The organism is Mycobacterium sp. MS1601 (assembly GCF_001984215.1).
Classification (GTDB): Bacteria; Actinomycetota; Actinomycetes; order Mycobacteriales; family Mycobacteriaceae; genus Mycobacterium.
The window spans coordinates 1,148,312-1,162,747 of record NZ_CP019420.1; the positions used below are offsets into that span (position 1 = coordinate 1,148,312).

At 67.8% G+C, this 14,436-nt stretch carries 14 protein-coding genes; all 14 read right to left on the minus strand.

Going from position 1 to position 14,436, the window contains the following annotated elements; all coding sequences use genetic code 11:
* Positions 1-25: 25 nt before the first annotated feature.
* The 14 genes from BVC93_RS05520 to BVC93_RS05585 all read right to left on the minus strand — a co-directional run bounded on the left by BVC93_RS05520 (position 26) and on the right by BVC93_RS05585 (position 14,407).
* The gene (locus tag BVC93_RS05520; RefSeq protein WP_083736292.1) at positions 26-1,234 is read right to left on the minus strand and encodes a cation:proton antiporter; all 1,209 of its coding nucleotides are present in this window, start codon (positions 1,232-1,234) and stop codon (positions 26-28) included.
* Positions 1,235-1,236: 2 nt separating this feature from the next.
* Entirely contained in the window at positions 1,237-2,964 is a 1,728-nt protein-coding gene (locus BVC93_RS05525) for a flavin-containing monooxygenase (RefSeq protein ID WP_236950256.1), read from the minus strand.
* 258 nt (positions 2,965-3,222) lie between these two features.
* Positions 3,223-3,705, minus strand: coding sequence for a pyridoxamine 5'-phosphate oxidase family protein (locus BVC93_RS05530; protein WP_083736293.1), 483 nt, complete (start codon positions 3,703-3,705; stop codon positions 3,223-3,225).
* An 8-nt stretch (positions 3,706-3,713) separates the two neighbouring features.
* The gene (locus BVC93_RS05535; protein WP_083736294.1) at positions 3,714-4,301 is read right to left on the minus strand and encodes a TetR/AcrR family transcriptional regulator; all 588 of its coding nucleotides are present in this window, start codon (positions 4,299-4,301) and stop codon (positions 3,714-3,716) included.
* Entirely contained in the window at positions 4,298-5,167 is an 870-nt protein-coding gene (locus BVC93_RS05540) for an oxygenase MpaB family protein (protein WP_083736295.1), read from the minus strand. Before BVC93_RS05540 ends, BVC93_RS05535 begins: the two co-directional genes overlap by 4 nt.
* A 38-nt stretch (positions 5,168-5,205) precedes the next feature.
* A complete protein-coding gene (locus BVC93_RS05545) occupies positions 5,206-7,356 on the minus strand; it encodes a heavy metal translocating P-type ATPase (RefSeq protein ID WP_083736296.1) in 2,151 nt (716 codons plus the stop codon).
* Between the two features lie 15 nt (positions 7,357-7,371).
* Positions 7,372-7,623 carry a hypothetical protein gene (locus tag BVC93_RS33495; RefSeq protein ID WP_083736297.1) on the minus strand — a complete coding sequence of 84 codons (252 nt, stop codon included), beginning with the start codon at positions 7,621-7,623 and terminating at the stop codon, positions 7,372-7,374.
* The gene (locus tag BVC93_RS33870) at positions 7,620-8,234 is read right to left on the minus strand and encodes a DUF3093 domain-containing protein (protein WP_442929070.1); all 615 of its coding nucleotides are present in this window, start codon (positions 8,232-8,234) and stop codon (positions 7,620-7,622) included. The genes BVC93_RS33495 and BVC93_RS33870 overlap by 4 nt, the downstream gene beginning before the upstream one ends.
* A complete protein-coding gene (locus tag BVC93_RS05560; RefSeq protein ID WP_083736298.1) occupies positions 8,221-8,649 on the minus strand; it encodes a hypothetical protein in 429 nt (142 codons plus the stop codon). Before BVC93_RS05560 ends, BVC93_RS33870 begins: the two co-directional genes overlap by 14 nt.
* Before the next feature lie 281 nt (positions 8,650-8,930).
* A complete protein-coding gene (locus tag BVC93_RS05565; protein WP_157516785.1) occupies positions 8,931-9,386 on the minus strand; it encodes a hypothetical protein in 456 nt (151 codons plus the stop codon).
* Positions 9,383-10,354 (minus strand): porphobilinogen synthase, encoded by a 972-nt coding sequence (gene hemB / locus BVC93_RS05570; RefSeq protein WP_083736299.1) that lies wholly within the window; start codon positions 10,352-10,354, stop codon positions 9,383-9,385. The genes BVC93_RS05565 and hemB overlap by 4 nt, the downstream gene beginning before the upstream one ends.
* Before the next feature lie 2 nt (positions 10,355-10,356).
* Positions 10,357-12,072, minus strand: a complete 1,716-nt coding sequence (locus BVC93_RS05575; RefSeq protein WP_083736300.1) for a uroporphyrinogen-III synthase — start codon at positions 12,070-12,072, stop codon at positions 10,357-10,359.
* A 19-nt stretch (positions 12,073-12,091) separates the two neighbouring features.
* Positions 12,092-13,018 (minus strand): hydroxymethylbilane synthase, encoded by a 927-nt coding sequence (hemC, locus tag BVC93_RS05580; protein ID WP_083736301.1) that lies wholly within the window; start codon positions 13,016-13,018, stop codon positions 12,092-12,094.
* A gap of 30 nt (positions 13,019-13,048) precedes the next feature.
* Positions 13,049-14,407: a glutamyl-tRNA reductase gene (locus BVC93_RS05585; protein WP_083736302.1), complete on the minus strand. Its 1,359-nt coding sequence runs from the start codon at positions 14,405-14,407 to the stop codon at positions 13,049-13,051.
* Between the last annotated feature and the right edge of the window lie 29 nt (positions 14,408-14,436).

Sequence of the window (14,436 nt, forward strand, 5' to 3'; positions counted from 1 at the left end):
TAGGACCGCGAAGGCCAGCGGGCGGCTACACCCGTGGGAGGCTGTGATCAGTCGTATCGGCCAGCGCCCGGTACAGCGGGGTCGTCGCCGCCGTGGTGACGATGGCCAACCCGCACAGCATCGCGAAGCCGAACGGGCTCACCAGGCCGGCCTGGAAACCCACTGACGCAATGGCGATCTCGGTGACACCGCGGCAGTTCAGCAGCACACCGAGTCGCATCGACGAGCGCCAGTCCCACCTATGCAGCGCCCCGAAAACACCGCCTGCGGTCAGTTTTGACACGAACGCGACAACCGCCAGCGCCGCCAAGCACACCATTCCTGCCCAGCTGACCTGATCACGCAGCGCCTGCAGCGGTACCGACATCGCGGCGCTGACGAAGAACGCCGGCAGCAGTACATCGACCACCGAACCGAACGTTCGCTGGGCGCCGGCGTCCAGGCGCCCCGCGGGGAAGAAGAAGCCCGCAAGCACGGCGCCGATGGCGGGGTGGAAACCCAGGAACTGCGTGGCGGCAGCACCGGCCAGCGCCGACACCACCATGACGACCACCAGGGGTCCCCCTTGCACCTGCGCCACCACCCGCGGAATGACCACGGTGACGACCACCAGCAGAACCGCACCGGCGGCCAGCGCTGCGACCGAGACGTCACCCAGGTGCGTGGCGATCACCAAGGCGGTCACCAGGATCCAGGCCAGCCCGTCGGTCACCACGGCGATCCGCAGCGCCGCCCCGGCCACCGGCGACGACCCGATGCCCAGATCCGCGATGATCGTGACCAGCACCGGGACGGCGGTGACACCGAGTGCAATGCCGACGAACAGCCAGCCGTAGCCCGCGTGGTCGCCCGTCACCCCGAGGTGCTCGCCGAACGGCCAGGCGACCAGCGCACACATCAGGATCGGCAGCACCACACACGGCAGGATCCGCCAGCTGAACGTCGGCCGGTCAGCGGCACCCACCCCACGCAACTCCGCGCCCACCAGGAACATCAGCAGCAGCAGACCAGCCGTGCCCGCGGCCTCCAGCAGGTACTTGGAGGTATGCGGAATCAGCACGGCCCGAACATCTTCCGAGCACGCCGCGATGGCCGTCCCCACTGCGATGCCTAGACTGATGGGGCCGAGCACGCGTGGCTGCCGGATGCTGGCGAACAGCCGTCCGGCAGCCAGCGAGGCCAGCACCACCAGCGCCAGAATGGTCAACCCGTGCAGGACATCTCCGAGCGGCATCGTCAGCCGAACAGGTGCTTGGGATGCACCTTCGAGGGCATCAACCGCAACAGGGAGAATCTGAACGCCACCCGGAACCGGTCCTCGACGGGCTCGGAGTAGAGGTCTGCCAGGGCCAGCGGGCCCCGATTGTGCGGGCCCACAACGCGATAGCAGGACGGGTTGAAGCTGCCGAACCACAGCTGCACGAACAGTTTCGGGTTGAGCACCAGCTTGCGCATCGGGATCAGGCAGCCAACCTCACGGGCCAGCGAATCCAGGTAGAGGATCTGCGACGGGATGGACTCGGTGTGCCGCGGACTCAGCGACGTCCAGTGCTCCTCCCAATCCTTCTCGCGGCTGATGACCTGCTCGAGATCGGCCGGGAGCGCTAGCTTGCCGCTGCACACCAGCGCGAAGTAGCGCGCTTGCATCTCCGCGCAGATGGGGATGCCTCCGGAGAACGGCCGGACGAAGCCGATGAAGGCCGCGGTGCCGTTGTGGTCGGGATGCAGGAAGTGCTTGTAGAGGTTGCGGACGTTGTTGTCCTTGACCTCGAGGTCACCCAGTCGCAGGTCTTTCTCGTAGCCGGTGCACAGGACCACGGTGTCGAATTCGGCTGCCTTCGCGTCGCAGAAGAAGACCTTTTTGCCGTCGGACCGCTCGATTCCGGAGTCGTTCACCGTGACTCGCCCGGAGACGATGCTGGGGACGAAGCTGACGTTCTTGCAGAAGATGCCCCGCTGGCTCCAGCTGCCGTCGCGGTGCGACCGTCGGTTCCAGTCCTTGATCAGCTCCATGTTCTCGGGCGTGTCGACGGTGCCGATGTCGAGCTTGGCGGGCAGCACCGGCTCTCCCATCGGGTTCACCAGCGGCGGCGCGGTGCGGTGACCCCTCAGTTTGTTGACCACGCCGACGGCCGCGGTGGCGAATCCGTAAACCACCGACAGCGTGACGAACAGCGCCTTGGCGAGTTTGCTGGTACCCCAGAAGGTCTGCAGGGGCTGCGGGTAGTCGGAGCTACGGTCATACATCTCGTGCAGGTGGGCGCGGACGGTGCCGTGGTCGGTGCTGCGGGTGCCGTTGTAGATACGCGGCAGCAGGAAGGTGTAGGACCGGATGGCCAGAGTGCAGGCCTCGGCGACGTCGCCGATCTCACGGACGATGTCGGCGCCGGATTCGGCCAGCCCGACCACCAGGACGCGCTTGCCCGCGAATCGTTTGTTGTTGCGGTACTCCGCCGAGTGCACGATCTCGCCGGTGAAGTCCTCGAGCCCGGGGATGGTCTTGTGTGGTGTCTTGAAGGGGCCGGAGCAGATGGCGACGGCGCCGAACTCCTGTGTGGTCTCGATGCCGTCGTGCTCCACGGTGACGGTCCACGAATCGGCGTTGCGCTTGAGGCCGGTCACGGTGTGGCCCGGGCGGATGTGTTCGGCGAGCCGGTAGCGGTCGGAGTAGCCCTTGAGGTAGTTGAGGTACTGCTCCCGCGAATAGAAACGGCGCTCTCCCTGGAACGGATGGTCGGAGTAGGCCATCAGCTTCATCGAGATGGTGAGCATGAGGTTGTCGAACGCCTTCGTGGTGTCCTCGTCGCCCTCGTGGCGCAGCCAGATGCCACCCAGGTCCGGGTTCTTGTCGAAGCACACGACGTCGTGCCCTTCGTCGAGTAGCTGTTTGATGGTCGTCAATCCGCAGGGCCCCGCCCCGACGACGCACACCTTCACCTGGACCTCCACGTTCACACGATTCACTGCAGACGACGTTCGATTAGGGGAGGCTAACCTATATGTAGGTAACCGATCCAAACCTATGAATGCGCTGTGACGGGGCTGTCAATTTACTGGATACATCGGTACGGGGTCCCGACCGTCGATCGGGGCGGCGTTGCCGAAAGCGATTGTTCGACAATGCCTTCAGGGCATCGTGATGACGACAACAGCAAGGCTGCCAGGAGACTCACAGCAATCGAGCCGGCGGGTCCCGGCTCTGCGCCGTCGACACTGCTGCGCTCACCGTCGCCAGGTGAGCAGCTCCCCCGTACCCCGGGTCATGATCGTGCCCGGCATCACCCGCAGCCGCGACGGCGTGAGTTTCCAGCCGGAGAACGCGGGCGAGGTGGGCCCATCCGCCCAGGGTTCGATGATGGCCGGGTCGTAGCCGACCGGTGCCGGACCCTCCTTGAACCGGTTCCACAGCTCGATTTTCTGAGCGTCGCCGACAACCCACTCGACAGAGGCCTCGGCACTGCACGTGTCGTGCGACGAAGCCCAGTAGTTGATCGACACGTAGGGGTGTGCGGCGATGTGTGCCCGCTTGATCGGGGTGGGGCCCGTCGCGATCCATCCGGTCAGCGTTGTACCGTCCCACTCCCAGATGGGGTGCAGCATGCGGGATCGGGGCCTGCCGTCAGCGCCCACCGTGGCCACCGACGCCCAGACGATCTGGTGGGCCATGCCGACGAAGGCGGGTGCGACGTCCTCGAGTGCGCTCATGCTCTGAGTTATACGGACACCGTGCGCAGCGCCGCAGGCAGACTCGGCAAGAAGTGCGCTGCCGCGAAACTGCGCAGGTCCTCGGCGGACTCCAGAGGCTGTGCGCCGGGCAGCAGCAGCGCCATCATCGCGTAGCGCAGGATCGCGTCGGCCAGTTCGTTGACCACCGCCGGCCCCACCCGGTCGGAAAAGCCGGCAGGAAAGATGCGCTCCAGCGCGTCGGCGATGCGCAGCACCGCAGCACCGTAGTGCTCGCGCGCCAGTTCCAGTGCCAGTGCCGGGTCGTCGGCGATGAGCTGGTTGAGCACGCGGTGGTTGCGAAATCGCACGATCGCCGAGACAAACGCCTCCACGTAGTAGTTCGACTGCGGTGCTTGGTGTTTCAGCTCGGCGGCGATATCGGCGCACAGTGCGATGTTCTCACGGTCGATCACGGCGGCCACCAGTTCGTCACGGTTGGCGAACCGGCGGTAGATGGTGGTACGGCTGACCTTCGCCCGTCTGGCGACGTCGTCGAGAGCCACCCGCCGGAAACCGTGTCGTTCGAACTCGGCGACGGCGGCGTCGAGGATCTTGGTGGTGGCAGGGTCGGTCACGCGCCCTCCCTCGCGAAACCAGCTTGTGCAATTCTGTTGTAGCGCACCGACATCGGCAGCTGATTCCACACCCAGTTCACACCCCGGGTGCGCCAGAACGCGGCAAAACGTTGGTAACGACGCTCCTGCCGGGCGGTCCACGGCAGGTTGAGCGTCGCCCGGGCCTGCGGCGGCATGCCACCTGTGGTCAGGAATGCTGCCACCGGGTTGAACACCTTTTGCGCGACCGACCACACCAGCGGTGACACACCTTTGGGGCGCGGAAACCCTTTGGTGACGTAGCCGACGCTGTAGGTCGCCGACGGGTGATCGAGCACCACGTCGTCGAGCATGTGCTGCCAGTACTTCTGGAACTCGGCGTAGGTGGTCGGCATGGGCCGGTCGCTCACGCCGTAGCGGCGATACCACGTCTTGGCCTCCAGGTACATCTGCTCCTTCTCGGCGTCGGTCAGCCGCTTGACGAAGGTGTCGGCGAAGTAGAAGACCTGGTCCAGGAAGGTGGCGTGCGCCCAGAAGTAGGTGTCGGGATCCAGCGCGTGGTAGCGCTGCCCGGTCTGGGGCATCTCGCCCTTGATGTTGTGGTGGAAGTCGCGCACTTGGATGCCGGCGTTCTGGTCATCGGAGCCGTAGACGGTGCGGAAGATCGGCGGCAATGAACGCTTGATCCGCGCTGCGGTGTCGGCGAAGAACACCGAGTGGTCCTGCACACCCTGGCCGAGCTCGGCCAGCATCAGCTGGAGCACCCCGGGGCGCGGTCCGATGAGGAACATGCGATTGTCGCCGAAATACTTCCAGATCAACGAGTCGGCCCCGAGTGGGAGCGCGTCGGGCTGCACCTGGGTGTTCTGATCCGCCAGTTCGGTCACTGCAACAGTGTTACAGATTTTGACCTTTGTTCCAACGTCTAGCTGAAACGGCGTAGGCGCAGGCTGTTCGCCACCACCAGCACCGACGACGCCGCCATGGCCGCACCGGCGATCATCGGGTTCAGCAGCCCCAACGCCGCCAACGGAATGGCCGCGGTGTTGTAGGCAAACGCCCAGAACAGATTCACCCGGATGGTGGACAGCGTGCGCGTCGACAACCGCAACGCCGTCGGCACGGTCCGCAGATCCCCGCGCACCAGCGTGACGTCACCGGCCTCGATGGCCGCGTCGGTGCCCGTGCCCATCGCCATACCGATGTCGGCGGTGGCCAGCGCCACCGAGTCGTTGACGCCGTCGCCCACCATGGCGACCTTCTTGCCGTCGGCCTGCAGACGCTTGACGGCCTCGGCTTTCTCGGTGGGCAGCACCCCCGCGATCACCTGGTCGATGCCGACCTGCGCGGCCACGTCGTTCGCCACTGCCTCGTTGTCACCGGTGAGCAGTACCGGCGTGATGCCCATGGCCTTCAACTCGGCGATGGCCGCCGCGCTGCTCGGTTTCACCACGTCCGCCAGCCGGATGGTGCCGCGGACCCGGCCGTCCCAGGTGACGTCGACCCCGGTGCCGGGCGTGGCAGGCGCGGGTGCCAGCAGATCGATACCGGTGATCGAACCCTGCCGGGTGACGCGCACCTGCACCCCGTCGACCACACCGCAAACACCGATGCCGGGTTGGTTCTCGAAGTCGGTGACCTCGGGCAGGTCGAGGCCACGCGCGCGAGCGGCGGCGACAATCGCCGCCGCCACCGGGTGTTCGGAAGCGGCCTCCACAGCGGCGGCGCGCCGCAGCACCTCGTCGGCGTCCTCACCGGGGCGGGTGTCGAGCGCACCGACCGTCATCCGCCCGGTGGTGACGGTGCCGGTCTTGTCCAACACCACGGTGTCGATGCCGGTCACGGTCTCGAGCACCTGCGGGTCCTTGATCAGCACACCCAGCTGGGCGCCGCGACCGGTACCCACCAGGATCGCGGTGGGCGTAGCCAACCCCAGCGCGCAGGGGCAGGCGATGATCAGCACCGCGACAGCCGCGGTGAACGCGGACGCCACACCCGCGCCGGCCAGCAGCCAGCCGGCCACCGTGAACACCGCGATCACCAGCACCGCGGGGACGAACACCGCCGACACCCGGTCCGCCAGCCGCTGAATGGACGCCTTGCCGTTCTGGGCATCGGTGACCAGCTGACCCATGCGCGCCAGCTGGGTATCGGCGCCCACCCTGGTGGCCCGGACCCGGATACGGCCGTAGGTGTTGACCGCCCCGCCGAGCACCGCGGAGCCGGCCGTCACATCCACCGGCACCGACTCCCCCGTCATTGCCGAGGTGTCCAGCGCCGAGTTGCCGTCGACCACCTCACCGTCGGTGGCCACCCGCTCACCGGGTCGCACCACGAAGATGTCGCCGACCTTCATGTCCGCCACCGGGATCTGCACCTCGGCGCCGTCCCGGATGACCACGGCATCCTTGGCGCCGAGGGTCAGCAGTGCCCGCAGCGCGGAGCCCGCCGACCGCTTGGCGCGGGCTTCGGCGTTGCGGCCGGCCAGCAGGAAGACCGTGACGGCAGCGGCCACCTCGAAGTAGACGTGCTGGTGAAAATGCGGGCCGGGATTCGTCACGACGGTGAATGTCGACCACAGATAGGCCGCCAGGGTGCCCAGCGAGACCAAGGTGTCCATGGTGGACGCGCCGTGACGGGCCGCGGTGACAGCGGCCCGGTGAAACGGGTAGCCACCCCACACCACGATGGGTGTGGTCAACGCGAGCACCAGCCACTGCCAACCGGTGAACTGCCACGCCATCACCATCGACAGCACCACCACGGGTACCGCCAGGATCGCCGATCCGATGAGACGGTTGCGCAGACTCGGTTCCTGGACGTCCGAAACGGGCTGTTCACCGGGGGTGGGCACCGGGCTTGCGTGGTAGCCCGCGGCTTCCACGGCCCCGATCAGCTGGCTGACCGTGACGGCCGGATCATGCTCGACGTGGGCACGTTCGACGGCGAAGTTGACGCTGGCCTGGACGCCGTCGAGGCCGTTGAGACCCCGCTCGACGCGGGCCGCACACGACGCGCACGTCATCCCGCGCAGATCGAGATCGGTCGCGACGGTGCTCACCGAGGAATTGGTCATGACGCCATGGTACCCCTAGGGGGTATGGGTTTGGGACCTCCGCCAGCGAGCGACCCCGAGCACCACCAGAACACCGGCCACCGTCACCAACAACAACGCCAGGACCAGCGGCGGAGCGTGATACACCCACGATGTCGTAGGCGGCTCCCCCGCGGTGATGGGGGCGACGTCGACGATCTCACGCACGTTGGCCGCGCTGAACGCCGCGCCGACAACCGCGGCCAGCGCCAGGATCAGTTCGACCGCCGCACGCTTGCGCTGCGTCATGACCGGCTGTCCATGAGCTCGGTCAGCGCCGCCCGCAGCTCGGCATGCCGACGCGCCCAGGCCTGTGCGGTGCGCCCCTTGGTGAGCTTGAGACCGATCCCGGTACGCCCGCGAGGAACACCGGTGAGCTCACCGAGCGCGCGCGCAGACTGCCACTTCGCCACGGTCGCCGAATCGTCGGCTTCTTTCGGCTTGGGCGCAGGCAGGTCGGCAGGGTCGATCCCGGCCTTCTTCATCGCCCGACTGGCCAACGCATTTCCCTTACCCGCATTCTTGTTGAGCAGGCGGTCGTCGTAGTAACTGCGAGTCGCGTTCTTGGGCGCGGGGTAGACGGAAACGATCTCGTCGACGCTGATGGTCTGGGTGCCCTGACGCAGCGAGGTCTCGGTCAACTCGACCGAGGTGTGAATCCGGGCGGCTTTGATCTGCACCGCGATGAACCCCGACACCAGCACGAAGAACGCCGTCGGCACCACCCATTGCACGCCCGCGCCGCTGCTGAGCTGGATGCCGAGGATGGCCAGGGCCGCAGCGGGACCCGCCAGCACCCAGTACCAGCTGGCGCCCTTCTCGAAGAACAGCACGCGCTGCGGCCCCTCAGCCACCGGCAGTGTCCTGCTCGATGAACCAGGCGACCACCGGCGGGCGGGTCAGCATCAGCGCCCCGACGATCACGGGCACCACGGCCAGCAGCGCCACCACGAAGACGGCCTTCGCCAGCACGGCCAGGCCCAACACCAACACTGTGATGGTGGCGGCGAAAGCGATGGTGGCACGGCGGAATCGAGCGTCACCTTGGCGCATCTTGCCGGTGACGAATCCCAGAGCCGCGCCCACGACAACAAACAGAATGCCCAACCCGCGCTGGAACACCAGCAAGTTCTGCAACCGGGGATCGCTGACCGAGGTGAAGCTCAGCGTCGTCGCCATCAGGCCGTTGATCACCAGCAGAATCGCACCCGCGACCAGCAGCCAGAATGCGGTGTCCACGGCTTTGGGGCGAGGGGTGGCCGGAGTCGAGGTCATGGTCGGGTCAGCTTACGCTCGGCGACCGATCGCCCGAGGCACGAGGGCGTGAGGAGCCGGGCAAATCAGACACCGCTCGGCGACCGATCGCCCGAGGAACGAGGGCGTGAGGAGCCGGGCAAAAATGACAGCGCTCGGCGACCGATCGCCCGAGGAACGAGGGCGTGAGGAGCCGGGCAAAAATGACAGCGCGGGCCGGCTGCCACGACGGTGAGCATCCGGCTACGCCCGGCCTGCGATTTGCGCGGTGCACCACACGTGTATGGCGGCACGGCAGCCCGTCAGCGAGTGAAGAACTCGTGCGACTCTTTGCGGTGCAGCAGGTAGATACCGCCGGCGATCAGAACAACGCCGACAATGCCGGTGACCGCCGAGCTCACCGCGGCCCACGGAGGGCGGCCTGCGGCGAACAATCCGAACACGGTCGAGACAATGGACGCCAGTCCGCCTGCTGTCAGCACCGTGCGGGTCCAGCGGTAGCCGGACCGCATCAGGATCAAGAAGGTCACCACCAACGCGTCGACCACGAACAACACCGTCAGCGAGATGGCGATGCCCAGGGCAACGCTGTTCTCCCCCGAAATCGCATCAACGGTGTAGCTGATGCTCATCAGCGGCAGCGCGATCACCCACAGCCAGAAGCCGGTGTCGACGTCGGCGGGCCGTTCGCGCTTGGGTTTCGGGGCCGGCGGAGGCTGGTGTCCAGGCGGTGGGTAGTAACCCTGCGGATGGCTCACGCCAACCAGCCTGCCACGTCGGCCGCCCAGTAGGTCAGCACGATGTCCGCGCCTGCCCGGCGAATCCCGACCAACGCCTCCAACGCGGAGGCCTGCAGATCGATCCACCCGTTGGCGGCCGCGGCGCTGATCATCGCGTACTCGCCGGAGATCTGATAGGCCGCGACGGGCACCGGCGAGATGTCGGCACACTGGCGCACCACATCCAGATAGCTCATCGCGGGCTTGACCATCACCATGTCGGCGCCCTCGGCGATGTCGAGTTCGATCTCACGCAGAGCTTCCCGCGCGTTGCCGCTGTCCTGCTGATAGGTGCGGCGGTCACCCTGCAGGCTGGAGCCCACCGCTTCGCGGAACGGACCGTAGAACGCGGAGGCGAACTTCGCCGCATACGCCAGGATCGCGACGTCGGAGTGCCCCGCGGCGTCCAGGCCGTCGCGGATGGCGGCCACCTGCCCGTCCATCATGCCGCTGGGAGCGACTACGTGCGCACCCGATTGCGCTTGTGCCACAGCCAGTTTCACGTACTGCTCATTGGTGGCGTCGTTGTCGACCCGGCCACGGTCATCCAGCACGCCGCAGTGGCCGTGGTCGGTGAACTCATCGAGGCAGGTGTCGGCCATGATCACGGTGTCCTCACCAAGATCCTTGGCCAGATCACGCAACGCCACATTGAGGATGCCGTCGGCCTCGATACCGATCGAACCGCGCGAGTCCTTGTCCTCGTCGCGCGGCACTCCGAAGAGCATCAGCCCACCCACCCCGGCGGCCACCGCATCGGCTGCCGCACGGCGCAACGACTCGCGGGTGTGCTGCACCACGCCGGGCATCGACGAAATGGGGCGCGGTTCGCGGATGCCGTCAGCGACGAACATCGGCAGCACCAGATGCCGTGGCTCCAAGGAGGTCTCGGCCACCAACCGGCGCATGGCCGGCGTCGAACGCAACCGGCGTGGACGCTGACGCATGCCTAGCGGCGCCTGCTCTTCTTACGCGGCGGAGGCAACGCACCCTCGGCGCGCAGCCGGGCGGCGTGCTCGGCCAGCGCCTCGACCAGCGGACCGATGGCCGCGGTCTCCGGCTGCACGTCGACCCGCAGCCCGAACTCGGCTGCCGTCTCGGCGGTCTTGGGGCCGATGCAGGCAACGATGGTGCGCGCGTGCGGCTTTCCGGCGATACCCACCAGGTTGCGGACCGTGGAGCTCGAGGTGAAGCACACCGCGTCGAACCCGCCGGTCTTGATCATCTCGCGCGTCTGCGCCGGCGGCGGAGCCGCACGCACGGTGCGGTAGGCCGTGACATCCTCGATCTCCCACCCGCGGTCGCGAAGCCCCTCGGCCAGCGTCTCGGTGGCGATGTCGGCGCGCGGCAGCAGCACCCGGTTCACCGGGTCGAAAACGTCGTCGAAGGGCGGGAATTCGTCCAGCAGCCCCAGCGAGGACTGCTCGCCGGACGGCACCAGCTCCGGGCTGATACCGAAGGCCCGCACCCGGTCGGCGGTGGCCTCACCCACACACGCGATCTTCACCCCCGAGAACGCACGCGCGTCGAGCCCGAACTCGCCGAACTTCTCCCACACCGCACGCACCGCGTTGGTGGAGGTGAACACGACCCACTGGTAGCGGCCGTCGACCAGGCCCTTGACCGCACGCTCCATCTGCGCGGGGCTGCGCGGCGGCTCGACGGCGATGGTGGGCACCTCGATGGGCAGCGCGCCGTGGCTGACCAGACGGTCACTCATCTCGCCGGCCTGGTCCTTGGTGCGGGGCACCAGCACGGTCCAGCCGTACAGGGCGCGGCTCTCCCACCAGTTCAACTTCGCGCGGTGCGAAACGGTCTTGCCGATGGTGACCACCAGCGGACCGGTCAGCGGGCCGGCGGGCTCTCCTGCACCGATGGCGGCGCGGTCGGTCAGCTCGTGCAGCGTGGCCTCGACGCTGCGCTGCGCACAGGTGGTGCCCTGGGCGGTCACCACACACGGCGTGCTCTCCACCAGGCCGTGCTCGATCAGCGTGCGCGCCGAGTCGGCCAGGTGCTGCGGGGTGGCGTGCAGGATCAGCGGGCCCGGAGCGGCGGCCAGAGCCGCCCAGTCGACGTCACCGCGGACGTCTGCGACCGTGTGCGCCGAACCCAGCGGCAGCCCGGCGTAGGTGGGCACCGCGGTGGCGGCGGGCAGTCCTGGCACGATCTCGAAGACCAGGTTGGTCTTGGCGACGGCGTTGACCTCCGCCAGCACCGCGTCCACCGACAGCGGGTCACCGGCGACCAGGCGCACGACGTCGACGCCGGTGGTGCGGGCCTCGTGGGCCAAGGTCTTGGCCACCTCGGCGGGATCGCCGAGGGCGGGGCGGATGTCGGGGCCGAGATCGACCACGGGTGGGGCGATCTCGTCGGCGATCACCCCGTCGCTGCTCGACTGGACCGAACTATCCTTGGCGCCGTCCTTCTTCTCGGGCGCAGGCGCGGGTCCGGAGGCCGGCGGCAGCTCCGAACCGGCAAGTGCCAGCACCGGTTCCGGTACGTCGGGGTCGGTGAACACCAACGCGGCGTTCACCAGCACGGCGCGTGCCCGCGTCGTCAGCAGGCCCGGGTCGCCCGGTCCGGAACCGACGAACAGGATGCGCCCCGGCTTCGGCTTCCGGCCCCGACCAACGGTCTGGGAGGTCGTCGTCGTGTGGGAGGTCATTGTCGCTCCGCTCTACTTCTCATCGCGTGTCCGCAATGATCTCGCGCGCCCCGAGCTCGAACAGTTCCGTCGCGACCGAGAGCCCCAGCTCCTCGGCCCGCTCGGGAGTCCCGATGCCGGACGCGCGAATCACGTCGGATCCGTCCACCGCCGCCACACAACCGCGCAACGACAGTTCGTCGAAGACGTGACCGTCCTCATCGATCGACTCGACCACCTCGGCAATCGCGCCCACCGGTGCGGAGCATCCCGCCTCCAGCTTGGCGAGCAAGGTTCGCTCTGCGGTGACCGCGATCCGAGTGTCGGAGTGGTCCAAAACGGACAACACCGACACCAGGTCGGAATCACCGGCACGGCACTCCACCGCCAGTGCCCCCTGAGCCGGCGCCGGCAACATCTGCACCGGCTCCAGCGTCTCGGTGACAACATCGAGGCGTCCGATGCGGGCCAACCCCGCCCGGGCCACCACGATGGCGTCCAGATCACCGCTGCTTACCCTGTTCAACCTGGTGTCTAGGTTGCCTCGTAGGGGGCGGATTTCCAAACCGAGACCCAGTGCTCTAAGCTGTGCCGCCCTGCGCAGGCTGGAAGTTCCGATCACAGAGCCGGCCGGCAACTCCCCCAGCACCAGGCCGTCACGGGCCACCAGCGCGTCACGGGCGTCCGCCCGGGCCGGCACCGCGGCGATCACGAATCGGGGGTCTTGCGCGGTGGGCAAATCCTTGTAGGAGTGCACGGCCATGTCGACCTCGCCGTCGGCGATGGCTTCGCGCAGTGCGGCAGTGAAGACACCGACACCGATCTCGGCTATCGGCGCCGACGAGCGGTCACCGGCGGTGGAGATGATCACCAGTTCCGCGTTGTGCCCGTGCTCGATGAGAGCGTCCCGGATGACCCCGGCCTGCGTCGTCGCCAGCAGGCTGCCACGGGTGCCGATGCGGATCAATGGCTTGTCCCTAGTCATAGAGCCGGACAACTATGACTCGGCCGCCTCAGGTCGAGGACCTTCGTAATCCGTTGGCACCAAAGGCAATTCACCCGCGGTGGCCACTGCGTCGACAGCGGTGGGATCCAGCTCGAACAGCTCGCGCAGCGCCTCGGCGTAGCTGTCGCCGCCCGGCGCGCTGGCCAGTTGCTTCACCCGCACGGTGGGCGCGTGCAACAGCTTGTCGACCACCCGACGCACCGTGTTGGCCACCTCGTCCCGATGCGCGATGTCCAGCCCCGGCAGCCGGTTGTCCAGCCGCAGCAACTCGGCCTCCACCACGTCGGCGGCGCGTTGGCGCAACGCGGTGACGGTGGGGGTGACCTCCGACATCCGTTGGCTGGCCAGGTAAGTGGCAACCTCTGCAGCCACCATCCGGCGGGCCGCGTCGGCGTCGGACGCGGCAGCGCGCGCCGCCGGTTCCCGCTGGATGCGATCCATGTCGACCACCCAGACCCCGGGCAGCCCGGCGACGGAGGCGTCCACGTCCCGCGGCATGCCCAGGTCACAGATGACGAGCTGGCGGTTGCCGCCGGCCAGCGCATTGTGGACGTCAGCCAGCGACACCACCGGGCGCACGGCGCCGGTGCTGCTGATGACCACATCCACGTCGGCCATCGCGACGGCCACGTCGTCGAGACTGTGCGCGTGGGCGTCGACGCCCTGCTCACGCAGGTTCTCGGCCAGCCGCTGCGCCCGCGGCATGGAGCGGTTGACCACATGCACCGTGGCAATGCCCGCGCGCACCAGGTGCGCTGCCGACAGCGCGCCCATGGAGCCCGCACCGATCACCGCGGCCGACCGGCCGGCCAGCCCGTCGAGCCGGCCTTCGGCCATGCCCAGTGCCACCGACACCACAGACGCGCCGGCGGCGTCGATCCCCGTCTCGGCGTGCACCCGCTTGCCGATCGACAGTGCGCGCTGCGACAGCTCGTGCAGGGTGCGGCCGACCGTGCGGTTGGTCTCGGCGGCGGCATAGGCGCGGCGCACCTGGCCCAGCACCTGCTGCTCGCCGATGACGGCGGAGTCCAGGCCCGAGGCCACCGAGAACAAATGCTCGACCGCGGCTTCGGCGTAACGGACGTAGGCGTACTTGGTGAGATCGCCCATCGTCATCCCGGAATGCTCCGAGAGCACCTGCCCGATGACCGAGAGGCCGCCGTGGAACGCTTCGACCACTGCGTAGACCTCGACACGGTTGCAGGTCGAGAGCACCATCGCCTCGGTCACCAGAGGCGACTGCAACACCTGGTCGATGATCTTGGCCTGGTCGGACTCGTCGGTGGAGAGCTGCTCCAACACCGAGACCGGCGCGCTACGGTGGGAAACTCCAAACAGCAAGACGCTCACAGACACGCCACCAATCGAGCGATCACCTA

Excerpts from the sequence above, each read along its gene's own strand:
- BVC93_RS05520 (WP_083736292.1), bottom strand. The coding sequence starts at position 1,234 with ATGCCGCTCGGAGATGTCCTGCACGGGTTGACCATTCTGGCGCTGGTG.
- BVC93_RS05530 (WP_083736293.1), bottom strand. The coding sequence starts at position 3,705 with ATGAGCGCACTCGAGGACGTCGCACCCGCCTTCGTCGGCATGGCCCAC.
- BVC93_RS05545 (WP_083736296.1), bottom strand. The coding sequence starts at position 7,356 with ATGACCAATTCCTCGGTGAGCACCGTCGCGACCGATCTCGATCTGCGC.
- BVC93_RS33495 (WP_083736297.1), bottom strand. The coding sequence starts at position 7,623 with ATGACGCAGCGCAAGCGTGCGGCGGTCGAACTGATCCTGGCGCTGGCC.
- BVC93_RS05560 (WP_083736298.1), bottom strand. The coding sequence starts at position 8,649 with ATGACCTCGACTCCGGCCACCCCTCGCCCCAAAGCCGTGGACACCGCA.
- hemB (WP_083736299.1), bottom strand. The coding sequence starts at position 10,354 with ATGCGTCAGCGTCCACGCCGGTTGCGTTCGACGCCGGCCATGCGCCGG.
- BVC93_RS05575 (WP_083736300.1), bottom strand. The coding sequence starts at position 12,072 with ATGACCTCCCACACGACGACGACCTCCCAGACCGTTGGTCGGGGCCGG.